Consider the following 24162-nt stretch of genomic DNA (forward strand, 5'->3'; position numbering starts at 1 on the left):
AATGAAACAAAACAAAAACTCAAACGAAACCGTAGAAAACTCAATAGCTGAGTTACCATTTAAAAAAAGCAACTATACTGTAATGTTATTTGGTGTAGCTTTAATAATAGCCGGATTTATCATCATGACCTTAGACAAAGAAGAATTCGGATTTGGATTTTTCGGTATTACTTTAGGCCCAATTGTAGCCTTTGTAGGTTTTATGATAGAGTTTTACGCATTACTAAAAAAATAATTAATGGATTTTTTACATGCCATTTTATTGGCAATTATTGAAGGAATTACAGAATACCTTCCTATAAGCTCTACTGGTCATATGATTATTGGGGCTTCTTTTTTAGGCATAGCCGAAAACCCTTTTACCAAAATATTTGAAGTAAATATCCAATTTGGAGCCATTTTAGCCGTAATTGTTTTGTATTGGAAACGTTTTTTCCAGTCAATGGAGTTTTATTACAAACTTTTCGTGGCCTTTATTCCAGCGGCTATTATTGGCTTTGCCTTAAATGACTTCATTGATTCTATACTTGAAAATGTATGGGTAGTAGCTATAAGTTTACTAATTGGGGGGATTATTTTAATATTTGTTGATAAGTACTTCGAAAACAAAACCTACAAAACAGAGCCAAGTTATATGGACAGTCTTGTAATTGGTTTTTTCCAATGTATAGCTATGATTCCTGGTGTCTCAAGGTCAGCATCAACTATTATTGGGGGAATGTTTAGAGGGCTAACTAGAAAAGCTGCCGCTGAAATGTCCTTTTTCTTAGCTGTACCGACCATGTTTGCAGCTTCTGCTTATAAACTTTTAAAAGGCTATAAAAACGGGGACTTAACCTTAGACCAGAACCAATTGGTATCTTTAGGAATCGGAAATCTTGTTGCGTTTATTGTAGCTATACTAGCCATCCGATTCTTCATAGGTTTTTTACAAAAACATGGATTTAAGTTTTTTGGATATTACAGAATCGCCCTAGGATTGATACTTTTAGGTCTTTTATTTTCAGGTGTAGATTTAAAAATCGTTTAATGAATACAGTCTACAATGATTCCGTTTTGTTACTCGATAAGCCGCTTACATGGACTTCTTTCGATGTAGTTAACAAAGTTAGATATACCGGAAAATTCAAAAAAGTTGGTCATGCAGGCACTTTAGATCCTTTAGCAACTGGTTTACTAATACTTTGTACAGGAAAAAAAACCAAAGAAATAGACCAATATCAAGCACAAGAGAAAGAATATACAGGAAAGTTCATTTTGGGTAAAACAACCCCTTCATCTGACTTAGAAACCGAAGTTGATGCGGAATTCCCTTTAGAACATATTAATGCTGATTTACTAGAACAGGCAAGAATAAAGTTTCTTGGTAAAATCTCTCAAGTTCCTCCTATTTTTTCAGCTATTAAGGTCAAAGGAAAACGTGCCTACGAAAGTGCTAGAGAAGGAAAAACAGTAGAATTAAAAGCCAGAGAAATTGAGATAAAATTATTTGAAATCAATGCCGATAGTTTTCCTGAAATTAGTTTTAAAGTTGTATGCACTAAAGGCACCTATATTCGAAGCTTAGCTAGAGATTTTGGCTTAGCTGTTGGCTCTGGAGCATATTTAAGTGAGCTTAGAAGAACTAAGATCGGAGACTTTTCTGTTGAAAATGCGGACTCAGTAGAAAGTTTTGTTCAAAAAATCAAAGATTCGAATGAAGATTTACAATAAGCTTTCAGATTTTAAGGCCAAAGGAAATGCGATAGTAACCACAGGGACATTTGATGGTGTCCATATTGGTCATCAACTCATTATCAAAAGATTAATAGAGAAAGCGAAAGAAATGGGCGGAGAATCAGTCCTTTTGACTTTTTGGCCCCATCCAAGACTAATTATTTCTCCTAATGAAAACAATCTTAAGCTATTAACGACAATTGATGAAAAAACGGCGATTTTAGAAACTTTAGATATCGACCATTTTATAGTTTTACCTTTTTCAAGAGAATTTTCAGAACTTAGCTCAGAAAAGTACATTTCTGAAATACTTTTGGACGGCTTGGGTACCAAAGCAATGGTAATCGGATACGATCATAGATTTGGCAAAAATAGAGAAGGTGGAATAGACTATTTAAAAAAGCACGCTGAAAGATTCAAAATTGAAATTGAAGAAATCTCTAGACAGGAAATAGAGAATATTACCATTAGTTCCACTAAAATTAGAAATGCTATTTTAGACGGAAACATTGTGGTAGCTAATGAATTATTAGGTAGACCGTATAGTTTTTCAGGGCCTGTAGTAAAAGGTAGACAATTGGGTAGAACCATAGGTTTCCCAACCGCCAATATTCAGATCCAGAAAAAGTATAAATTAATACCTAAGAATGGGGTTTATGCTACTTTTGTATATTTGAGAGGTCAAAAATATAGTGGCATAATGAATATTGGAAATCGCCCCACTGTAGAAGGTCATGGGAGAAGTCAGGAAGTTCATATTTTTGATTTTTCTGATGACATTTATGGAGAAACAGTAAAAATCGAGATTTTGGATTTCATAAGAGAAGAAATTAAATTTGAAAATGTTGACAAACTAGTTGAACAAATAGAGTTAGACTGTTTTGCTGCAAAACAAATTATTTCCCAATATGCTTAAGCAATCAAAATATATTTTTTGGGCAATAGCCGTCCTTTGTATACTTGCATTATGGGCATTTCAATACAAAATAGCAGTAAATGTGCCATGGTGGGATGATTTTCACGGCATAATACTCCCTGTTTTTAATCTTTTTCAAGATGTTAGTTTCTACGAGAAAATCAAATTGTTCTTTTCATTAAATAATGAACATCGCGTTGTAAACGACCGAATTTTCTTATTAATTATTTACTTATTTACAGGCCATTTTGAGTTAAAAGCCTTGGCTTTACTTGGTTATATAAACTTGATTGCCATATTTATTTTACTATTTAAAGTAGCTAAATCACACATTTCAAACCTTTTATACTTACTTCCATTTGTTTTTTTAATTTTTCATGCACAGTATTACGAAAGTTTGCAATCGTTAATGGTTCCGTTTCAAAACTTTTCCGTAATACTTTATGTATTTCTAAGTTTTTATTTTCTAATATTTAGCAAAAAGCAAAATATTTGGCCGGCTTTTACATTTGCAATTTTAGCAATTTTCTCACACGGAAATGGCATTTTAGCTTTCTTGATTGGCATTATAATATTAGCTTTTAATCTAAGATTTAGACAGTTAATAACTTGGACTATTCTATCAAGTATTACGATTTTATTATACTTCTATGGCTATAAAAAACCAGAATGGAGCTCTGGCGTATCGGTTTCAGAGCATCCTTTTGAGGCTTTAAAATACGTTCTTGAATTTTTCGGTGCCTATGCTTTAAATATTACAAATATATCCACGACAGTAAGCACTGGGCCAATTTCGCATTATTTTTCTCTAATATTTGGTCTATTATTAATCTCAATATTTCTTTTGATCGCATTAAAGAAATATCCTTTTTTAAATAATACATATAAAGAAGCAGCTCTAAAACTAAGAACTTCAAAAGCCGACCAATTCTTTGTATGTGTATTTGGATTTGTATTTGCAACTGGCTTAATGATAGGTATTTCGAGAACTGGATTCGACATGTTGAGCAGATACACTATAAATTCTTCATTTATGGTTATTGCCGTTTATTTTCTAGTTATAAGTAATTCAAAAAACAAAAAAAGTATTGCCATATTATCAAGTATTGGCACTTTCTTTATACTATTCTTGAGTTATTTCAACAATTTCGATACTGCAATTTACAAGAAAAACAATGCGATTACAGATGGAATAAACTTTCGTAATACTGGAACTTGGTCAAATCAATATTTTGACGAAGAGCATGTTATGAAGCTAAATCCATTATTAATTGAACCATTAAAAGACAGTAAATACAGCTTCCCTCCTTCTATTTTAGATGACTTTATGAATTTTGACACGGAATATTCCGCTGAAAAGCTTGAATTTGGAATTACAGATGGTCTCCTGCAAATTTCTGGAGTATTAAACGAGGAAATCAATAGTGCAGAAGAGGAAAATGGAATTTATTTCACTTTAGAAAACAATGAAAATCAATTTATTTTCCCCGCACGAAATCCAAAAAATAATTTAATTAAAGCATTAAAACTTAGTTCCTATTTTTCTGATAGATTCGTTACCTCATTTCCTGTGAAACTAATACCTAAATCAAGCTATAAGCTATTTAAAATAGAAGTTAAAGGAAATAAAGTAACAAAATATGACCTTAACAAAACCTATGGACCTAGTCCTATAATTTACTAAGCATTCCTGACATAGCTACCTAATATTTTTATATTGTCTTCGTGTTTTTTTAAAACTTTCAAGAAATTTTCATCTTTGAAATAGCCCAAAAACTCTATAAAAAACCAAAAATTAAAATCTTCATCCCCTTTATATGGCCGGCTTTCAATTTTAGTCAGGTTTATATCATACTGTTTGAAATCTTGCAAGAAACTCGCCAAAACACCTGCCTCATCAGTATGAGGTAAGCGAGCAATCAAAGTGGTTTTATCATTGCCAGACGGTAGGTTTTCAAATTTTTTGGAAAGAATAAAAAATCGAGTTCTATTATTGCTATTATCCTCAATGTTATGAAATAAAACTGGAATCCGAAATAGCTTTGCCGCAATATCGCTACAAATAGCGGCTGCCTCAGGATCTTCTGCCGCCAATTTTGCCGCTTTGGAGGTGGACTCAACTTGTATTTCTTCGGGTTGATGTTGTTCAAAATATTTATTTAAAAATCCTCTACACTGCCTAAATGCGATATCTTTTGAGTAAATACGTTTAATTTTTCCAGGATTTTCAGCCTCAGTAGCAAGCGAAAAATGAACAGGAATTTTCAATTCCGCAGCAATATTAATTTGCGTTTCATTCAATAAATCCACTGTTTCATATACTATCCCTTCTTGGTTATTTTCAATAGGAACCACGCCAAAACGCACTCTTTCAGTTTCAACTGCCTCAAAAACAGATTTAATGGTCGGCAAAGTCACATATTCTGACAAAGCACCAAAACGGCTTTCTGCAGCCTGATGGGTAAAACTACCTTCAGGACCTAAATACGCAACTCTTTCGGGTAATTCTATATTACGAGCTGTAGCGAAAATCTCAAGAAAAATGGCTTCAATTGCCTCTCTTGTCAAAGGACCTTTAGACATTTTATCTAACCTTTCGACAATTTCCTTTTCCCTTTCAGGCCTATAAATTATAGCTTTAGTTTTGTTCTTTATTTCTCCCACTTTCTGAACCCATTCCATTCTTTTATTTAATAATTCTAAAAGATGGTCATCAACCTTATCTATCTCCTTTCTTACGTCGTCTAAAGTCACGTCTATATATTTTAATCTTCTAAAACTAATTCTTTTTCTTCAATAATATCTTTTTCAATTTTCAAGTTATCAATAATGAAAACTTGCCTCTCAGGTGTATTTTTCCCCATATAATAGCCCAAAATCTTAGGAATAGAGGCTTCTTTTTCGAAAATTACTGGATCAAGTTTGATTTCTTTTCCAATAAAAGCTTCGAATTCATGAGGAGAAATCTCACCTAAACCTTTAAATCTAGTTATTTCAGGTTTACCTCCTAATTTAGTTACAGCCTGAACTTTTTCTTCTTCCGAGTAACAATAGAAAGTTTCTTTTTTATTTCTAACTCTAAACAATGGTGTTTGCAAGATATATAAGTGCCCTTCTCGCACCACATCAGGAAAAAACTGCAAAAAGAATGTTAACAACAATAATCTAATATGTGAACCATCCACGTCAGCATCTGTGGCTATTATAATTTGATTATATCTAAGTGTTTCTATTCCATTTTCAATATCAAGGGCATGTTGAAGAAGATTAAACTCTTCATTTTCATATACCACTTTTTTACTCAATCCATAACAATTGAGTGGCTTGCCTCTCAAACTAAACACGGCCTGAGTTTCAGGACTCCTAGCTTTGGTAATAGAACCACTGGCAGAGTCTCCTTCAGTAATAAAAAGCATTGTATCCAATCTGCCTTCAAACTTTTCATCAGGCAAATGAAACCTACAATCTCTCAATTTTTTATTATGTAAATTAGCTTTTTTAGCCCTTTCATTGGCTATTTTTTTTACGCCTGCCAGCTCTTTCCTTTCTCTCTCAGACTGTTCTATTCTCTTCTTTAATGCATCTTTAACTTCCGGATTCATATGTAAGAAATTATCTAATTGCTCTTTGATAAAATCATTCACAAATGTCCTTACTGTGGGAGCGTTATCTTCCAGTGATATATTTGTTGAGCCTAACTTTGTCTTTGTTTGTGACTCAAAAACAGGTTCTTGAATTCTTACGGAAATAGCACCAATAACAGACTGACGAATATCTTCTGGTGCATAGTCCTTATTATAATGATCTCTGACAGTCTTCACAATGGCTTCTTTAAATGCAGATAAGTGCGTACCTCCTTGTGTTGTATTCTGACCATTTACAAACGAGTAATACTCTTCACCATATTGATTTCCATGGGTTAAAGCCAACTCAATATCTTCTCCTTTTAGGTGAATAATATTGTATCTAAGAGTAGACTCATCTGTTTTTCGAAGTAATAAATCCAAAAGTCCGTTTTGAGACAAATACTTTTTCTTGTTAAAATTCAAGGCAAGTCCAGCATTTAAGTAACAATAATTCCAAATCATGTTTTCAACATAATGGGGAATAAAATGATAATTTTTAAATACCGTATTATCTGGAATAAACTGCACATATGTACCGTTTTTCTCTGATGTTATTTCTATTTGTGATTCTTCAACTAAGACTCCTCTTTCAAAAACAGCAGTTTTCTTCTCTCCTTCTCTAAAAGCTATAACTTTAAAATAAGAAGATAAAGCATTTACCGCTTTTGTACCAACTCCATTTAAACCAACCGACTTTTGGAAAGCTTTGCTGTCATATTTAGCTCCAGTGTTAATTTTTGAAACCACGTCAACAACTTTGCCTAAGGGTATCCCCCTGCCAAAGTCTCTAACGGTTACTTTGCCCTCGTCAATATTGATATCTATAGCCTTGCCATGACCCATCGCAAACTCATCTATGCAATTGTCCATAACTTCTTTGAGTAAAACATATATTCCATCATCTGGTGAAGTTCCATCCCCCAGTTTACCTATATACATTCCTGGACGCAACCTTATATGTTCCTTCCAGTCTAGGGATTTAATACTGTCTTCATCGTATAGGACTTTACTTTCCTCAGCCATATTTTTTCTAAAAAATGGTTTATAACAAATTTCTATTTAACTTTGTATTTCAAAGTACTTTTTAAAATAAAGACTTTTAAATTTAATTTACCAAAAATCTTCTGTTAATTTTGTGAATTGAACAAGCAAAACCAGAAAGAGCAAATTTTTAATTTATGAAATCTCCCAAATTTAGGAAGACAAATCGAATAGCAAAAGGACTCGTATTAATATTAATTCAATTTGCTATAAAAAACACCATTTTCGCACAAAATATACCAACAGGTCAAGTTCTCCCGGCTCCAACGATAGAAAACAACCAAACAACAAATAACCAAACTACTAACATTGAAAAAACTCCTGCAAACAATAGAACTACACCTATTAAAAGAACTCCAATAAATGACCCTGCAAATACTAGAGATATAACTATAGCTCCAGAAGACCAAGCTGCAATGAATATTGAAGAACAACAGCGAATGGACAGGGAGGCTGAAATTGCAAAAGACTTAAATAAATCAAAAACTATTAGAAGAACATTTGGTAGTTCTATTTTTAGCAATTCTAAATTTGACCCTTCGGCCACAGTTAATATAGCAACCCCTGGTAATTATGTCCTAGGGCCTGGTGATAAAATTGTCATGGATATCTATGGATATTCGCAGTTTAAACAAACAGCTACTGTAAATGCAGATGGTTATATAGTCTTGGAAAAAGCTGGTATAGTTAATGTATCAGGGTTAAATATCGATGAGGCTGAAAAGAAAATAAAATCAGCTTTTTCAAAAATATTTCTTGGAATAAATGGCGGTAATGGTTACGCCGCAAATACTTTTTTAAAACTATCACTTACGGGATATAGATCTATTAAAATAAAAATTACAGGTGAAGTAATAGCTCCAGGTACTTATACCGTAACATCTTTCACTAGTCTTTTGAATGCTTTGTACGCTTGTGGTGGCCCAAATGAAATAGGAACTTACAGAGATATTAGATTGATTAGAAACAATAGAGTAGTTAGTACACTTGATTTGTATGATGTTATAACGAAAGGTTATTCAAAAGGCGATATGCTATTGAAAGACCAAGATATTATTCAAGTAGGTCCTTACATATCTAGAATAGCCATGGAAGGAAACCTAAAAAGGAATGGACTTTTTGAATTGCTTCCAAATGAGAATGTTGCAAATGCTTTAAATTTCGCTGGTGGATTCGATCAATACGCATATTCTGAAAGATTAAAAATTTACAGAAACACTCCTAAAGAGAAGAAAATATTAGATGTAAAAAATGCAGATTTCAATAAAATAATTGTACAAAGTGGGGACTCTATAGTGGTAGAAAAAATACTGGAACGATTTGAGAATTTAATTTCCATCCAAGGGGCTATTTATAGACCAGGAGAATATTCATTAGACTCTAACCCAACACTTTTGGCTTTAATAAATTCTGCAGAAGGACTCAAAGAGGAATCGTTACAAGGTCGGATAAATATTATTAGAACCAATGATGACTTATCCGTTTCAAATATTTCAGTAAACCTCAATGACATCAGTGCAGGAAGAACCAACGACCAGCCTTTAAAGCGGTTGGATAAAATAATAGTGCCAAGTATATTTGATTTAACAGAAGTATCTTTTGTCAAAATCCAAGGTGCAATAAACAACCCAGACGCAATAGAAGGTGTCTCTGTTCCATATATTAAGGATATGACAATCCAAGATTTGATTGTAAGAGTAGGTGGCTTAACAGAAGCTGCTTCTCTATCCAAAGTTGAAATAGTTAGAAGGAAGAGAAATGTAGATGCTAAACAAATCGATGCCCAAATATCAGATATTATTGAGTTTGAAATAAGACCAGATTTGAAGTTTGAATTAAAAAACGAGAGTGTTATACTTCTGCCTTATGATGAAGTATTTGTTAGAACTTCTCCAAATTATGAAAAACAAAATTTTGCGACAATCAAAGGAGAGGTAATTTATCCTGGGAAATATGGAATTAAATATAAAGACGAAAAAATTTCTGATTTGATTTCTAGATCAGGCGGCATTTCTCCTCAAGCCTATATAAAAGGAGCCACTTTGGTAAGAAAAACGCTTTTAAGCGATTTCCAAAGAACTCAAAGAGAAGAAGTATTAAGTAATCTTAACATTAATGCTAAAATTAAGCCTATAATAAAGGAAACGGAATTACCCACAGAAACCATTGATGCTGAAAAAGGTTTGGATAATTTGATAACTGAATCTGTTGGTGTTAATCTAGAAAGAATTCTTCAAAACCCTGGTTCGGTAGAAGATATCATATTGCAAGATGGTGACGAAATAAATATCCCTCAAAAATTACAAACCGTTAGAATAGAAGGTGAAATTTTATATCCAACTACCGTAAAATACCATCCAGAATTAAAGTTTATCGATTATATTTCTAGATCTGGCGGATTTACCAAAAAGTCCGCTAGAAGCAGAGCATTTGTAATATATCCAAATGGCTCGGTTGATCGAACTAGAAAATTTTTGTTTTTAAAAATACATCCAAAAGTAGAACCTGGTAGTGAGATAATTATACCTGGTAAAACTGAAAATGCCCAGGCACAATTTGCTCAGTTTGCAACACTAGTAGGCACATTAAGTGCAACATTAGGCACTATTGTCACAATTTTTGGTATAGTTAAACTCAACGGAAATTAATAATGAGTAATATTGAACAGAAAGAAGAACAAGTTTCGACCAAAGAATTTATTCTATCAGTTATAAAATATTTTTCTTTTTTAGGTAAAAACTGGCAAATCTTATTGATTGCATTGTTAATAGGAACCAGTTATGATGCTTTTAAAAACACCTTTTTAGATAAAGACGATGTTTATAGCGGCCAAATAACTTTCCACCTAGAATTAGAAGGTGGTGGTGCTCAAAATCAGCTCGGCGGATTTGCATCAGCTTTTGGTTTGGGTGGTGGAATGCAGCAGCAAGCAGGAAGTTTGCTTGCCTCAACAAACTTTGAAGCCATTGTTATGTCAGGGAATGTATTTCATAATGCATTTATGGAAGAAGTGATGGTGAATGGCAAAAAAGAACTATTTGTAAATTACTACATTGACAGTAGCAACATTAAGACAAAAGAGTGGGCGGGAAACCTTTTTAGAGGACCTTCGCCTTATGCAGACTATAGATTTAAGAAAAAGAAAATTTCAGAATTTACACCTTTTGAAAACTCAATGTTAGCTGAGGTATATGCAAAATTATATGCTGACTCAAGAGTAGAGCCTGAAGAAGGTACAAGTTTAATCAATATTTATGCGACAACAACAAACGAAATGTTGACCAAAACTTGGATAGAAACCTTAATACACGCAACAGAAGAGTTTTATAAAAATATGAAAACTAAAAAGACAAGACAAATGCTGGTAATGCAAGAGCAACGTCTGGATAGTTTAGCGTATGAAATGAAACATAACGATAAAAGAATTGCGAGGTTAACTTTTGATAATCCAAATGTTGTAGACCCATCTGGCCCAATGCGTCAACAGCAATTAACCCGAGACAACACATATTTATCTAATCAATATTACACTCAGTTGGCAAATGTAGAAAGTTTGAATAGGTTAATAATAGAGCAAACGCCAATTTTCACCGTGTTAGAACCCGTAAGATTACCATTAGAAATAGTAAAGAAGACTGGTATAAGTACACGATTAAGCGGGTTAATTGCATTATTTGCAGCGATTTTTATTATTTCTATTAGAAAAACTTATCTTGACGTAATGGCTGATTACGGGAATTGAAAAAAAACATAATATGGACGCAAAAGAACGTATAATAACAGCACAAAAATCCACAACTGACTACATAAAAGAGATCTGGGATTATAAAGAATTATTCTGGATATTGGCAAAGAGAGACCTATTGGTTAAGTACAAGCAAACAATATTAGGTATTGGATGGAGTGTAATTAGACCTTTAATCACAATGATTGTAATGGCGTTTGCATTTGGTAAAATAGGGAAATTAGATACCAATACTGCAATTCCTTTCACATTGGTAGTTGCTCCTGGCGTAATTGTATGGCTATTTTTTTCTCAATCCTTAATGGCATTGAGTCAGAGCATAGTTTTAAACTCAAACTTGGTTACTAAAGTTTATTTCCCACGTTTGATTATTCCATTATCGACGATTTTCCTAGGATTGGTAGATGTACTGATTTCAATTATTTTATTTTTTATCATTTGTATATATTATCAATTTATACCTGACTGGAAAATTATTCTTGTACCTGTATTTATTGTTATGACTTTCCTTTCCACCTTCGGTATTGGACTAATATCAGCAGTATTAAATGTAAAATTTAGGGATATTGGACAATTAATTCCCTTTGTAATACAGTTTGGATATTTTGTATCTCCAGTCGGTTACCTAACTGCGAGTGTAAAAGCCACTGGAAACCCTTGGTTTTACAAACTATTTGTATTAAACCCAGTCACAGGTTGTATTGATGCATTAAGATGGTGTATGTTAGGAGATTTTGCCAAATTCAATTGGGAAAGTTTTATTCCAGTAATTGTGTTTTTAGTAGTTACTTTTTTTATCTCAATAAAGTTTTTTCGTAAACACGAAAACTCATTTGTTGACCATATCTAATATTTTTATCTATGACCGTTCTAAATATAGAAAATGTTTCAAAAAAATATCAGTTACATCAGAAAGGTAACTCAAATGATGACTTAAGAGATACTTTGACGCGTTGGTCTAAAAATATTTTAAAACCCTCAAGTAAAAAAAGTAAAACGGAGGAGTTTTGGGCATTAAAAGATATAAACCTTGAAGTGAAACAAGGTGATAGATTAGGTTTAGTAGGTGCAAATGGTGCTGGAAAAAGTACACTCCTAAAAGTTTTGAGTCAAATAACAGAGCCTACCACTGGCATTGTGAGGGTAAAAGGTCGCATGGCAAGTTTATTAGAAGTGGGTACAGGCTTCCATCCAGAACTTACTGGCCGTGAGAATATTTTTTTGAACGGTGCGATTTTAGGAATGCATAAGTCTGAAATCCTAAAACATTTTGAGGCCATTGTGGAGTTTGCTGGAATTTCCAAATTCATAGACACTCCCGTTAAGCGATATTCATCTGGAATGTATGTTAGACTTGGTTTTGCTATTGCAGCACATTTAGAACCTGAAATATTGGTTGTAGATGAGGTCTTAGCTGTTGGCGATGCTGATTTCCAAAAGAAAAGTATCGGAAAAATGAGAGATGTGTCTAATAGTGGAAGAACTTTAATTTTTGTAAGTCATAATTTAACTGCCGTCCAAGGCCTTTGTGACAAAGGAGCTTATTTAAGAGGCGGAGAATTAATAAAATATGGAAAAATAGATGAGGTTGTAAACGAATATGTAAAGACAGTTTCCAAGTTCCAATTGAAACAAAACTGGGCGACGCCTGAAGAAGGGCCTGGCAATGAACAGGTCAGAATAAAAAGTATAAGCTTACTTTCCAACGAAACCATCGTTCGTGACAATTTTGATACTAGGACACCTTTGAAAATGACTTTCGAGTACTGGAACTTAATGGATTCGGCAGAGTTAAACGTGAGTCTTTTTTTATACAGTATGACAGGAGAGTGTGTGTTTAATATTGGCGATGATGCTAAAATATATAAAAAAGGCATAGTCTCATCCGAATGTTTGATTCCTGGCGATTTTTTGAATGATGGCTCCTATTATATTTCAGTAATGATTGTAAAAGACCGCCTAGCACCTGTTTATTTCTTTGAAGATGCTTTGGCATTTGATATCATAGACTACAGAGAAGGAACAGACTGGTATGGAAAATGGCCTGGTGCAATTAGACCAAAAATGATTTCAATAAATTCGGTTCAAAAAGAGCTCCTTTAAGTATTTCAAATAAAATCTTTGACCTATCTTTATAAATAATTTTTAAAAGAAATTGGAGAGAATAAACGTCACAAAATCATTTTTACCACCTCAGGAAGAATACCAAAACTACCTTTCTAAAATTTGGGATACCAGTTGGCTAACAAACAACGGTCCATTAGTGGTTGAACTTGAAAGTAAAATCTCGAACTATCTCGATGAAAAGTACTTTGCATTTCTTGGAAACGGCACTATTGCTTTACAAATTGCCATAAAAGCATTGGATTTAAGTGGTGAAATAATTACAACACCTTTTTCATACTGTGCTACAACCACCTCTATTCTATGGGAAAACCTAAAACCAGTTTTTGTTGACATCAACCCACTTGATTTTAATATCAATGCAGATTTAATAGAGGCTGCAATAACAGAAAACACTTCGGCGATTTTAGCAACCCACGTATATGGTAATCCTTGCGAAGTTGAAAAAATTGAGACTATTGCAAAAAAGCATAATCTAAAAGTAATATATGATGCTGCACATGCTTTTGGAGTCAAATACAAGGGCAAATCTTTATTGAGTTACGGTGATATCTCCACATGTAGTTTTCACTCAACCAAGGTTTTTCATACCGTGGAAGGAGGTTCTATAATTTGCCATAGCCAAGAGCTTTTTGATAAAATAAAACTTCTACGAAGTTTTGGGCATATTTTGGATGATTATTATTTAGCAGGAATAAATGGTAAAAACTCCGAGTTTCATGCTGCTATGGGACTCTGTAATCTAAATCATCTCGGTAATATTATTGAGGGTAGAAAGGCAATCTTCAGATTATATGATAAACTATTGAATTGGGATAATCTATATAAACCAACTGAAAAAGACAATAACTTAGAATATAACTTTGCTTATTATCCAGTAGTTTTTGATAATGATAAAGTCACAAAAGAGGTAATATTGAAACTAAATGCGGAAAATATTTATCCAAGAAGATATTTTTACCCATCTCTCAACAAGCTTTCTTATATCGAGGACATAGACGAATGCCCAATAAGCGAGAGTGTTTCTACAAGGGTCTTGTCTCTCCCACTCTATCCAGATTTAGACCCTGAAATTGTAGCTAAAATATGTAAGATAATAAATTCAACTATTTGATTTGAAAAAAAAGCCCAACATATTATTTATCAGTCATGATGCCAATAGAGCTGGTGCTCAGTTGTTTTTATTAAGCATTATGAAATATTTCAAAAGTTTAGATTTTGGGATAGTACTATTGGTAATTAACGAGTGGGGCACTTTAAATGACGAATTTGAAGAAAATTTTGCCACTTATTACCTTAATTCTTCTAAAACTAAAAAGTCATTATTTAAAAGAGATAAATCTATTCTTGATCAAATAAAATCTGAAAAAGAGATAGATTTCATTTATGCCAATACCATAGCGAGTGTCGATATTTTGCCCGAAATTAAATCTAAATTTAACAAACCTATCATAACTCATATTCACGAGTTGGGTTATTCTATTGCTCAATATGGCTCAGAGAATGCTTTGGATTTGTTGTTTGGTAATTCAGAAATAATAATTGCCTGCTCAGAAGCAGTTGGTAAGAATCTAGAAAAGCATAAAAATTCAGCCAAAATTCAAGTCGTTCATTCTTTTGTAGAAAATGATAGAGTTCTCGATATTTCTAAAACATCTTCTAAAAATAACGTCAAAGTTAAATATGGTTTTGATAGCCAAAAAACATGGATTGGTGCCTGTGGGAATGCGGACTGGAGAAAAGCCCCAGATATTTTCTTATTAATTGCGAAAAGTACATTAGATAAATCTAAGAAATTTGGTTTTGTTTGGATTGGAATTAAAGAAGAAGATCCCTTACTAGCCCAACTGAAATATGATGCTGAGAAATTGGGGATTTCAGAAAATATTCTTTGGATATCTCCGACTCCACAAGCTGTCGAAATTATTAACGCTTTAGATATTTTCATGGTTTGCTCAAGAGAAGACCCATTTCCTTTGGTAATGCTTGAAGCCGCACTATGCAATAAACCCATCCTAGGATTTAAAAATACTGGAGGTGCAGACGAATTTATTGAGGAGGATTGCGGTAAAAGGGTCAATTATTTAGATATTTTTGAAATGTCTGAAAATGTAACCTCTCTAAACGATGAAGATATTAAAACCTTTGGTAAGAACGCAAAAAATAAAGTTTTGGAGAAATACAATTTTGAAGTATCAATTAAAAAAATTGAACGTATTATTAACAAATTCTATTAAAAATAAATACATATTATTCAGGTATCGATTTTTTGTTCAAATTAGAATAATAAATCACAAAATACTTTGTTTTAATTAAAACCAATGACATGAAATTTTCAATATATACATTGCTTATAGGTATTTTAGTTAACATTTCCGTTTTCGCTCAAAAAGAAAAAGGGAAGATATTAAATGCTCCAAAAATACCAAAAAATTCTAGGACTAATACTCCAGCAAAAGATACTCCTGAGAAAAAGGATGAGGATTTTGATTTCATTTTCGAGGAAGAACCTAAACTAAGGTTTACCAATCAATATGAAAACACTAAATCTACAAAGCCAACTAATCAATCATACGCTAATTTACAGACAGGTGAGTTGATAAGAATAGAACCATTAAGAGAACTCAATCAGATTGTTAATGAAGATACTTCAAGTATAGATGAAGGTGAACTGTTGATAGTAGAGATAGAGGAAGATGCTCAGTTTCAAGGGGCTGACAATATGGTTGGTATCGCTTCTTACTTTTCTGTTTGGGATACAAAAAGTATTGACCCTTATGGTATAAATCCGAAAGAGTTTGATGAAATGGTTCCACTAACCTTGTACAATATTAGTGAAGGCAGAAACTGGGCACCAGTTTTAGATAAAAGTGTACTTACTTCACACTTTGGATGGAGAAATAGAAGATGGCACAAAGGAACTGACCTCGACTTAGAAACGGGAGATAAAGTATATGCTGCTTTTGATGGAATTGTAAGAATCGGAGGAGTACATTCAGGTTACGGAAGAACCGTAATCTTGAGACATTACAATGGTTTAGAAACATTGTATGGTCATTTGTCAAAAATCAATTTTGAGCCAAATACAATTGTAAAAGCTGGTGAGGAAATAGCTCGTGGGGGAAATTCTGGCCGAAGTTCTGGTTCACATTTACATTATGAAACACGCTATGAAGGCAATCAGTTTGACCCAGAAAATATTTACAATTTCAAAGCAAATCCAATGGAAATTAGAAGTTCTGAGTTTGTTTTGTCATCCAAAGTTTACGATTATTTAAGAGGTGGATCTTCTAGACCAAAAAACTTCAATACTGAACCTGGGCAATTACAAAGTGGCGGAGAAGCCCAAACAAGCTCAGAAGATGGGGAGGATATAGAAGATATAGAGGACGAAGAGGAAGTGCCTGTAAAAATTGAAAAGAAAATGTGGTATACAGTTAGACATGGAGACAATCTAACAGAAATATCTCGAAAATTTCATACTTCTGTGGGTGAACTTTGTAGATTAAATAAAATAAGTGCTTATAAGAAGCTTTACGTGGGCTTAAAATTAAGGGTGAAATAATGAAAGTAGATATATTGGTAATGGCTGTGCATCCTGACGATGCAGAGTTGAGCTGTTCAGGCACTATTTTAAAACAAATAGCTTTAGGGAAAAAGGTTGCTATTGTGGACTTTACGGCTGGGGAACTAGGAACAAGAGGAACCGCCGAAATAAGACTTAATGAAGCTCAAGCTTCAGGACAAATCTTACAATTATCTGCAAGAGAAAATCTCGGCTTTAGGGATGGCTTTTTCAGAAACGACGAGCAACATCAGCTTGAATTAATTAAAGTAATTAGAAAATATCAACCTGAGATAGTTATAGCCAACGCCATTGAAGACCGTCACCCAGACCACGGAAGAGCTGCGGCTTTGGCAGTAGAAGCTTGTTTTTACAGTGGTCTTAGAATGATAAAAACTGTTGACAATGAAGGTAATACCCAAAAAGAATGGAGGCCAAAAAATCTTTTTCACTATATTCAGGATAGATATATCGAGCCAGATTTTGTAGTAGATATTTCAGAGCATTGGGACATAAAAGTGGAATCAATCAAAGCTTTTAAAAGCCAATTTTTTGATCCGAATTCCCCAGAACCCGCTAGTTATATATCTTCAGCTGATTTTATTGAGTTTATCGAGGCTAGGTCAAGAGAAATGGGTCATAAAATAGGCACAAAGCATGGGGAAGGCTTTACAAAAACAAAAACTATTGAGGTATCAAACTTATTTGATATACTTTGATAATCTTAGGAAACTGAAAAAGTCAGCTCTCAAAACTATTTTTAAGTGATTGATTACATTTGAAAAAAAACCAAAGTGTTTTTTCAAAACAATGTATCTATCCTTCCAAGACTTGAAAATTTGTTTGTGTGATACACCTCCTTCTAAATATTTGGACAAAATCCCTGGATATTCTAGATTCAGATTCGATTTTTTCAAGCAATTAATTTCCCAATCTATATCTGCACTTAGGTTATCCAAAATATAAAATGGAGCAATCTCTCGTTTTACAATAAACGATTGGTGACAAACCAACATACCCATTTTGAATTTTTCCCAGATTAATGGTTTAGGAATTTTATGAGGAGTAACTTCAGTTCTTAATCCTTGTATATTCCCATCATTATCAATCATTAAAGTATCTGAATAAATGACATCTGGACTTTGCTCTGAAAGTTTTTTTATCTTTTCTATTGCATCATTTTCGGCTATTTGGTCACCTGCATTCATAAACCACACATAATCTCCTTTAGCATGTATAAGACCTTTATTCATAGCGTCGTAAAGGCCTTTATCCTTTTCTGAAATTACTTTATCAAAAAGATTCTCATTCCTTTTTACAATTTCCATTGTATCATCCTTGGAGCCACCATCTATCAATATATATTCAAAATCTTTGGAGGATTGATTTCGAATGCTATCAATGGTACGTTGAAGATAATCCTCTGCGTTAAAGGTTATAGTAATGATTGAGACTAAAGGCATATAATAGAATAGTTTTCGAAAAAAAAACCGAACTACAAGTAGTTTTGAAGTATAACGTTTTTCTTTGTAAATATTTATTGTCAAAATTAAGGATAAATGGCCAAATTACTTTTCTTCACTAAAATGAATTTCGGAATTCCTGCAAGTGGTGGAATCAAAAATAAAGTTTTTGCACAGGCAAGGGCCTTTGAAGGTTTAGGTTTAGAGACAGATATTTTATTTTTCGAAAATAGTGAAGTAAAAATTCGAGGTAAAAATATTAACATAACCACAAATACAACTAGCAAATTTGAATTTTTAAAATATTTATATTTAGGATATTTGAAAAAGATAAAAATTGAAGAATACGACTATTTGTATATTAGACATTTTCTTACAAATCCTCTTTTTATTTTAATGCTTAAAAGGATTAAATCTAGGAATAAAAGGATTAAGATATTTATGGAAATACCTACTTATCCTTATAGGTTTGAATTTGCTCACATGCCTTTCAAGAAAAGGCTAGAACTAAAAATAGATGACTTTACTACTTCATTTTTCAAGAAATACATAGATAGAATTGTGACATTTTCTTCTAAAAAAGAAATATTTGGGGTTCCAACATTAAGGACTGACAATGGTATTGATATTGAGAAATTCGGGCTTGTTTCTTCAGCTCAATTTGGCGGAAGCCAATTGCATCTTTTAGGATTAGCCAACATGCAAATATGGCATGGAATTGATAGATTAATAATGGGATTAAAACAATATTATAATTCTTCTCAAAGCCTAAAAGTAATATTACATATAGTAGGTCGTGGAGACGAATTAGAGAACTTAATTAGACTTTCAGAAGATAATAACTTAACAGAATATATTAAATTTCATGGCTTTTTATCAGGAGATGAATTAAACAATATGTTCGCTTCTTGCCACCTAGGCATTGGTTCTCTTGGAATGCACAGAATAAATGTTGCCAAAGGTGAAACATCCGCACTTAAATCAAGAGAATATGCATCTAGAGGTTTACCATTTGTCATTGCCTATGAAGATCGCGGATTTCCAGTTGATTTCCCTTTTATGTTAAAACTTGAAGCAAATGACAATCCAATAGACATTAACACCCTCGTTGAATTTTATATGGAGGCTACTAAAACAAATGACTTTGGAATAAAAATGCATGAATATGCGGCCAACAATTTATCTTGGAAGTCTAAACTATTACCTGTTGTTGAAGCATTTAAATTATAAAAATGGAAGTAGCTGTAATTATACCTATTTATAAAGAGAAACTTTCAGAAAACGAAATCAAATCTTTGAAACAAGCAAAATTTATTCTTGGAGAATTTCCAATTTACTTTGTTTGCCCGGAAGATTTGGATATAAATAAATATCTTGAAATTGCACCAAACGCAAAAATAAAAAGATTTGGAAATGATTATTTTCAAAGCATAGTAGGCTATAGTCAATTAATGTTATCTCCTCATTTTTACAAGACTTTTTTTGATTATCAGTATATCTTAATTTATCAATTAGATGCCTTTGTTTTCAAGAATGAATTATTGGAATGGTGTTTTAAAAATTACGATTACATTGGTGCTCCTTGGATTTCAGCAGTGCCAATAACCAATGGCAAACCTATTATTGATATGAGTAAATGGTTTATAAACAGAGTAGGAAATGGAGGACTTTCTTTAAGAAAGGTAAAAAGTCATTATTTAAACACCTTGATTTTTAGACCATTCCTAAAATATTTCATCAAGAACGAAGATATGTTTTGGGGTTTGTTTTTATATTGGTTAAATCCATTTTTCAAAAGACCAAAAGTAAAAGAAGCTTTAGAATTTGCTTTTGAGATGGAACCAATGAAATCATTTCAAATTATAGATAAAAAACTCCCATTTGGTGTTCATGCTTGGGAAAAGTATGAACCCGAATTTTGGAAAAAAATTATAGATTAGTTATTTTAGCTTTTTGTTTCAAAATTCAAAATCAACCATTAAATTCTCTACTTAAACTTTAGATATGAAACCACAATTTTACCTTTCAATTATTATTCTACTTTTTATTTCAAATATTACATTTGCATCTCATTTTAGGGGAGGAAAAATAGAATGGACACGAAGTCCAAATTCTAATACTGTAACTTTTAAAGTATATTCCGTTTGGCGTGAAGACTTTGTTGAAGATATCTCTTTAGATTTTGGAGATGGCCAATATTCAAATTATTTGATTGGAAATGAAATACTTCATATCGATGGTTACAGAGTAATAGAATCCGCAATAGACCATACTTATGCATCAACGGGAAATTATTCTGTTAATTACAGTTCATGTTGTAGAATTGATATCACGCAAAATTCTCCTGGATATGACTTTTCTGTTTCAACAACCGTATGTTTAAATTCAAGCAATTTGAATTCTCCAAGTTCTAACAGTCCATTTATTATTGAATTAACCCAAGGAAACTTAAATCAATTGCAATTATCTGGATTTGATAACGATGGAGCTTCTGTGAATTTTAGTACATCAGTAATTTCAGGCTATAGTTTTGTACCATCATCAGCAGGAAATATCCTTACTATTTCTCCTAGTGGTGTATTAAATTGGAATACTTCAGGCACTACAATTGGACAATTATGGCAATTAAAATATAAAATATCCGATGGATGTGCAGAAACCGAAATGGATATTTTAGTAAAAATCGTTCAATCTACATGTCCAGTGCCGCTTGGGATAATCGCTGGCAATAATGTTATTCAATCAGGCCAATCCTCAAATATCACTTTAAGCTTTACTGGTGCCGCACCTTGGACTTATGAGATTACGGATATTGGCTCTGGAACAACATCCACAAATCCATTTGTGGTGGCAGTTAGTCCATCACAAACTACAACTTATGTTATTAATTCAATATCAAATAGTTGTGGATTCGGTAACACAATTGGTTCTGCTAAGGTTGTCGTATGCAATTCATCCAACGTCGCAACATCATCTATCACTGGCACTTCTATAATTGGAAGCGGACAAAGCACCAATTTGACTTTAGACTTTACAGGAAATGGCCCTTGGAATTATACAGTTTCGAATTTTGGCTCAGGTGTTTCTTCATCAAATCAAAAAATCATCTCAGTTTCTCCTACACAAAACACCACTTATACTATCACAAATTTATCTGATGCATGTGGAACTGGATTAGCATCCCCAAATAGTGCTGTTGTTTCTATTTGCCCATCTCCCAGTGCGGTTATTAGCGGTAGTACTGCCATTACCAGCGGAGGTATTGCTAATATTTATGTAAATTTTACGGGTACCCCACCTTGGGCATATAATATAAGTAACTTTGGCACAGGTTCTACGAGTAATAATCCATTAACAATTGGCGTAAACCCAAGTATTACAACCACATATGCATTAGTTTCTGTTTCAAATTCATGTTCTTCAGGCACAACCTCTGGGTCAGCTACTATTACAGTATGTCCAGCTAGTAATACTGTTACATTAAACAACAATCTCCCGATTGTCGAAGGGGCTTCAACAAACTTGGTTCTTAATTCATCTGTGATACCTTTTAATTATAATATTTCTGGAATTGGAAATGGAGTAGCTAATACTTCTCCTTTTAATATTCAAGTATCGCCTTTGACAACAACGAAATATGAACTTTTATCAGCAACAAATTCCTGCGGAACTCCAACATTTTCAGGAATATCAACGGTAGTTGTCCAAGCTCCTAATAGCAATAAAAAATTAATCTCTTGTTTTCCATTTGATGGAAATGTAATAGATCAAAAAGGGACAAATACAAGTTATAACAGTGGAGCAGTTTTGACATCAGATAGGTTTGGGAATCCAAATAGTGCATATTATTTCGATGGCTACTCAAACATATCATTAAGCACCAATGAATTAATAAATAATGAGTTTACTTATTCTGCTTGGGTAAAACCAACCTCACTTCCCTTAACAGGAGAAATTCAAATACTATTTTCTATTGGTGGAAGTGGTGGTGATCAACTTTTTTCGATAAATAATTCATATTTTGGTGATACTGAAAATAGGCCAAAGTTTAATATGCCTAACTATATTGGATATAACTCAGCGGGACCATATCTCCTTTCAGATGAAATTATTACGGAAAACAATTGGTATTTTGTCACTTTTGTAAGGTCCATTGATAGTTTGTTGGTTTACATAAATGGAGAAAAATCAAATTCGGTATATTCTACTGGAGTTCCCCCTTACTATGCAGGAAATATCGCAATGATTGGTAGTAGATATTTTGGAGGACAAGGTTTTAAAGGTACAATAGATGACTTAAAACTTTTTAAAGGAGTATTGACAAAAGAAGAAATAAAAATTTTGTATCTCACACAAACCTGCAATTTTGAATATTTAGAGAATCATAAAGTTGAATTAATCTCTTGTTATAACTTTTCAGGAAATTCTTTAGATGGTTTAGAAAAAAACAATGCCCAACCTAATAATGTAACTTATTCCTTTGATAGATTTGGCAATTCAAATTCAAGTGTTATTTTGAATGGAACTGGTGATTTATCGTTAAATGCAAATAATTTTGCACTTAACAACTATTCTATTTCATTATGGACAAAATTGAATACTACAAATAATAATACCACATTATTTTTAGCTGGTCAAAATAGTACGAACCAAATAATCAGATTTGTAAATGATGCCTCAAGTGGTAATATTCCAAGTTTTAAATTTGAAGCTAATTTAATTTCAGGATTGACTTCTATTTCAGCTCCCAATATTTTAACTAACCAGTGGTATCATATTGTCGCTATTAAAGACCCATCTAGAATAAGACTTTATATAAATGGCAATTTGATTGGAGAAAAAGGAATTTATAATAATTCTGAATCGTATTATGGAATAGCACCTATCAATGCCACATTTGGAAGCAAAAATGGAACGGAAAAGTTAAATGGACTTTTAGATGACATTAAAATTTATAATGGATCATTATATGAGGCTGAAGTAAAAGAAATTTATCAGAAAACAATATCTGATTGCAATTTTAGTCCCTGTCCAACTTATTTAAATGTCACTGGCAATATTTTAGGTAACGAAAACCTAAGAGCTAGTGTATTCTTAGAAGGCTCAAATATCAACACCAATAATAGTAATTTTTCGTATTTTAGTGGAAAAAGCATTTTAATAAAACCTGGTTTTAATTCAAATTCAAATATTGTATTTAAAGCTGAAATAAAAGGATGCTACAATTAATTAAATGCAAAACATTGACTTAGGCAAGTAAATTCAAAATATTAGAATATATATTATTTGAATTTTGAACAGAAAAAATTTTCTCTAAATTTCTTCTATTAACTTCTTTCTCATTTAAAGTTAATTCAGAAGTGCCATAGATTTCAAATTCCGATTCAAAAATTGAAACCTTTATTTCTTTTTCAAGAAAGAAATTTAATATTGGGTTATTTTTAGATAGATATACTCTGGCACCCAAATAAATTAAGGAAATAATATTCCCCATTGCCTGCTGTCTATAATGCAAAAAAACTGCAGTGTTACAAGTCTTAAGAAAATTCATGTAATTAGTTAAATCCATAAATTCTAAAACACTTTCTCCTTGAAGTCCTAAAATATTTTGAACTTCTTTTTGAAACTTATTTTTAAAACTTGTAGTCGCATATCCATAATTTAAAACAAAAAATGCTTTTGTAAATAAACCTTTGTGATCTTTTAATTTATCCAAAACTTCGAAATAATTAGACTCCAATGAGGCAGAATTCCCAACTAGAATATTACCAGTATTTAAATTTAAATTTGGGTCTGAAATATTGCCTAAATATTGATTTAATGTAAGAAATGGGGCATAAACAAATTGCATTTTGTTTTTATAATATTTTGAAAATATTTCGAAATCTTCATGAATGTAGGATATAAAATAATCAATTTTCTTATAAAGTAATAATGCCTCACGAAAATTTTCAAGGTTCATTCTT

At 32.5% G+C, this 24162-nt stretch carries 20 protein-coding genes; 16 read left to right on the forward strand and 4 right to left on the reverse strand.

The window, feature by feature from the left end:
* The first annotated feature begins 1 nt into the window (after window position 1).
* The 5 genes from EGI22_RS06850 to EGI22_RS06870 are packed head-to-tail and all read left to right on the forward strand — an operon-like array spanning window position 2 to window position 4316.
* A complete protein-coding gene (locus tag EGI22_RS06850) occupies window positions 2-235 on the forward strand; it encodes a DUF3098 domain-containing protein (protein WP_255067376.1) in 234 nt (77 codons plus the stop codon).
* A 3-nt stretch (window positions 236-238) separates the two neighbouring features.
* A complete protein-coding gene (locus tag EGI22_RS06855; protein ID WP_255067377.1) occupies window positions 239-1030 on the forward strand; it encodes an undecaprenyl-diphosphate phosphatase in 792 nt (263 codons plus the stop codon).
* Entirely contained in the window at window positions 1030-1713 is a 684-nt protein-coding gene (gene truB / locus EGI22_RS06860; RefSeq protein ID WP_255067378.1) for a tRNA pseudouridine(55) synthase TruB, read from the forward strand. The genes EGI22_RS06855 and truB overlap by 1 nt, the downstream gene beginning before the upstream one ends.
* Window positions 1697-2632: a bifunctional riboflavin kinase/FAD synthetase gene (locus EGI22_RS06865; protein WP_255067379.1), complete on the forward strand. Its 936-nt coding sequence runs from the start codon at window positions 1697-1699 to the stop codon at window positions 2630-2632. The genes truB and EGI22_RS06865 overlap by 17 nt, the downstream gene beginning before the upstream one ends.
* Entirely contained in the window at window positions 2625-4316 is a 1692-nt protein-coding gene (locus tag EGI22_RS06870; protein ID WP_255067380.1) for a hypothetical protein, read from the forward strand. The genes EGI22_RS06865 and EGI22_RS06870 overlap by 8 nt, the downstream gene beginning before the upstream one ends.
* On the opposite strand, the gene pheA is transcribed toward EGI22_RS06870, so the two are convergent.
* Both pheA and EGI22_RS06880 read right to left on the reverse strand, forming a co-directional pair.
* Window positions 4313-5386 carry a prephenate dehydratase gene (gene pheA, locus EGI22_RS06875; protein WP_255067381.1) on the reverse strand — a complete coding sequence of 358 codons (1074 nt, stop codon included), beginning with the start codon at window positions 5384-5386 and terminating at the stop codon, window positions 4313-4315. The genes EGI22_RS06870 and pheA overlap by 4 nt on opposite strands.
* Window positions 5387-5397: 11 nt before the next feature.
* On the reverse strand, window positions 5398-7281 hold the full coding sequence (locus tag EGI22_RS06880) for a DNA topoisomerase IV subunit B (protein WP_255067382.1): 1884 nt from the start codon (window positions 7279-7281) through the stop codon (window positions 5398-5400).
* A 155-nt stretch (window positions 7282-7436) separates the two neighbouring features.
* On the opposite strand from EGI22_RS06880, the gene EGI22_RS06885 reads away from it, so the two are divergent.
* From EGI22_RS06885 to bshB1, 8 genes are all read left to right on the forward strand, one after another.
* Entirely contained in the window at window positions 7437-9947 is a 2511-nt protein-coding gene (locus EGI22_RS06885; protein ID WP_255067383.1) for an SLBB domain-containing protein, read from the forward strand.
* A gap of 2 nt (window positions 9948-9949) precedes the next feature.
* Window positions 9950-11041, forward strand: a complete 1092-nt coding sequence (locus EGI22_RS06890; protein ID WP_255067384.1) for a hypothetical protein — start codon at window positions 9950-9952, stop codon at window positions 11039-11041.
* A 13-nt stretch (window positions 11042-11054) separates the two neighbouring features.
* Entirely contained in the window at window positions 11055-11894 is an 840-nt protein-coding gene (locus tag EGI22_RS06895) for an ABC transporter permease (protein WP_255067385.1), read from the forward strand.
* 11 nt (window positions 11895-11905) lie between these two features.
* A complete protein-coding gene (locus EGI22_RS06900; RefSeq protein ID WP_255067386.1) occupies window positions 11906-13147 on the forward strand; it encodes an ABC transporter ATP-binding protein in 1242 nt (413 codons plus the stop codon).
* 52 nt (window positions 13148-13199) lie between these two features.
* On the forward strand, window positions 13200-14282 hold the full coding sequence (locus tag EGI22_RS06905) for a DegT/DnrJ/EryC1/StrS aminotransferase family protein (RefSeq protein ID WP_255067387.1): 1083 nt from the start codon (window positions 13200-13202) through the stop codon (window positions 14280-14282).
* A 1-nt stretch (window position 14283) separates the two neighbouring features.
* The gene (locus tag EGI22_RS06910) at window positions 14284-15405 is read left to right on the forward strand and encodes a glycosyltransferase family 4 protein (RefSeq protein WP_255067388.1); all 1122 of its coding nucleotides are present in this window, start codon (window positions 14284-14286) and stop codon (window positions 15403-15405) included.
* 89 nt (window positions 15406-15494) lie between these two features.
* A complete protein-coding gene (locus EGI22_RS06915) occupies window positions 15495-16733 on the forward strand; it encodes a M23 family metallopeptidase (RefSeq protein WP_255067389.1) in 1239 nt (412 codons plus the stop codon).
* Window positions 16733-17452 (forward strand): bacillithiol biosynthesis deacetylase BshB1, encoded by a 720-nt coding sequence (bshB1, locus tag EGI22_RS06920; RefSeq protein WP_255067390.1) that lies wholly within the window; start codon window positions 16733-16735, stop codon window positions 17450-17452. Before EGI22_RS06915 ends, bshB1 begins: the two co-directional genes overlap by 1 nt.
* On the opposite strand, the gene EGI22_RS06925 is transcribed toward bshB1, so the two are convergent.
* Window positions 17435-18196 (reverse strand): glycosyltransferase family 2 protein, encoded by a 762-nt coding sequence (locus EGI22_RS06925; protein ID WP_255067391.1) that lies wholly within the window; start codon window positions 18194-18196, stop codon window positions 17435-17437. The genes bshB1 and EGI22_RS06925 overlap by 18 nt on opposite strands.
* 96 nt (window positions 18197-18292) lie before the next feature.
* Between EGI22_RS06925 and EGI22_RS06930 the strand changes: the two genes are divergently transcribed.
* The 3 genes from EGI22_RS06930 to EGI22_RS06940 all read left to right on the forward strand — a co-directional run bounded on the left by EGI22_RS06930 (window position 18293) and on the right by EGI22_RS06940 (window position 23425).
* Window positions 18293-19426, forward strand: coding sequence for a hypothetical protein (locus EGI22_RS06930; RefSeq protein WP_255067392.1), 1134 nt, complete (start codon window positions 18293-18295; stop codon window positions 19424-19426).
* Between the two features lie 2 nt (window positions 19427-19428).
* The gene (locus EGI22_RS06935; protein WP_255067393.1) at window positions 19429-20136 is read left to right on the forward strand and encodes a DUF5672 family protein; all 708 of its coding nucleotides are present in this window, start codon (window positions 19429-19431) and stop codon (window positions 20134-20136) included.
* 64 nt (window positions 20137-20200) lie between these two features.
* Window positions 20201-23425 carry a LamG-like jellyroll fold domain-containing protein gene (locus EGI22_RS06940; protein WP_255067394.1) on the forward strand — a complete coding sequence of 1075 codons (3225 nt, stop codon included), beginning with the start codon at window positions 20201-20203 and terminating at the stop codon, window positions 23423-23425.
* Between the two features lie 19 nt (window positions 23426-23444).
* Here EGI22_RS06940 and EGI22_RS06945 read toward each other — a convergent pair whose 3' ends face one another.
* Complete coding sequence (locus EGI22_RS06945) at window positions 23445-24158, reverse strand: TDP-N-acetylfucosamine:lipid II N-acetylfucosaminyltransferase (protein WP_310588132.1); 714 nt, start codon at window positions 24156-24158, stop codon at window positions 23445-23447.
* Window positions 24159-24162 lie beyond the last annotated feature (4 nt).

Origin of the sequence: Lacihabitans sp. LS3-19 (assembly GCF_024343575.1) — a bacterium.
Classification (GTDB): domain Bacteria; phylum Bacteroidota; class Bacteroidia; order Cytophagales; family Spirosomataceae; genus Leadbetterella.

Excerpts from the sequence above, each read along its gene's own strand:
- EGI22_RS06850 (WP_255067376.1), top strand. The coding sequence starts at position 2 with ATGAAACAAAACAAAAACTCAAACGAAACCGTAGAAAACTCAATAGCT.
- EGI22_RS06855 (WP_255067377.1), top strand. The coding sequence starts at position 239 with ATGGATTTTTTACATGCCATTTTATTGGCAATTATTGAAGGAATTACA.
- truB (WP_255067378.1), top strand. The coding sequence starts at position 1,030 with ATGAATACAGTCTACAATGATTCCGTTTTGTTACTCGATAAGCCGCTT.
- EGI22_RS06865 (WP_255067379.1), top strand. The coding sequence starts at position 1,697 with ATGAAGATTTACAATAAGCTTTCAGATTTTAAGGCCAAAGGAAATGCG.
- EGI22_RS06870 (WP_255067380.1), top strand. The coding sequence starts at position 2,625 with ATGCTTAAGCAATCAAAATATATTTTTTGGGCAATAGCCGTCCTTTGT.
- EGI22_RS06880 (WP_255067382.1), bottom strand. The coding sequence starts at position 7,281 with ATGGCTGAGGAAAGTAAAGTCCTATACGATGAAGACAGTATTAAATCC.
- EGI22_RS06885 (WP_255067383.1), top strand. The coding sequence starts at position 7,437 with ATGAAATCTCCCAAATTTAGGAAGACAAATCGAATAGCAAAAGGACTC.
- EGI22_RS06890 (WP_255067384.1), top strand. The coding sequence starts at position 9,950 with ATGAGTAATATTGAACAGAAAGAAGAACAAGTTTCGACCAAAGAATTT.
- EGI22_RS06895 (WP_255067385.1), top strand. The coding sequence starts at position 11,055 with ATGGACGCAAAAGAACGTATAATAACAGCACAAAAATCCACAACTGAC.
- EGI22_RS06900 (WP_255067386.1), top strand. The coding sequence starts at position 11,906 with ATGACCGTTCTAAATATAGAAAATGTTTCAAAAAAATATCAGTTACAT.
- EGI22_RS06915 (WP_255067389.1), top strand. The coding sequence starts at position 15,495 with ATGAAATTTTCAATATATACATTGCTTATAGGTATTTTAGTTAACATT.
- bshB1 (WP_255067390.1), top strand. The coding sequence starts at position 16,733 with ATGAAAGTAGATATATTGGTAATGGCTGTGCATCCTGACGATGCAGAG.
- EGI22_RS06925 (WP_255067391.1), bottom strand. The coding sequence starts at position 18,196 with ATGCCTTTAGTCTCAATCATTACTATAACCTTTAACGCAGAGGATTAT.
- EGI22_RS06930 (WP_255067392.1), top strand. The coding sequence starts at position 18,293 with ATGGCCAAATTACTTTTCTTCACTAAAATGAATTTCGGAATTCCTGCA.
- EGI22_RS06935 (WP_255067393.1), top strand. The coding sequence starts at position 19,429 with ATGGAAGTAGCTGTAATTATACCTATTTATAAAGAGAAACTTTCAGAA.
- EGI22_RS06940 (WP_255067394.1), top strand. The coding sequence starts at position 20,201 with ATGAAACCACAATTTTACCTTTCAATTATTATTCTACTTTTTATTTCA.
- EGI22_RS06945 (WP_310588132.1), bottom strand. The coding sequence starts at position 24,158 with ATGAACCTTGAAAATTTTCGTGAGGCATTATTACTTTATAAGAAAATT.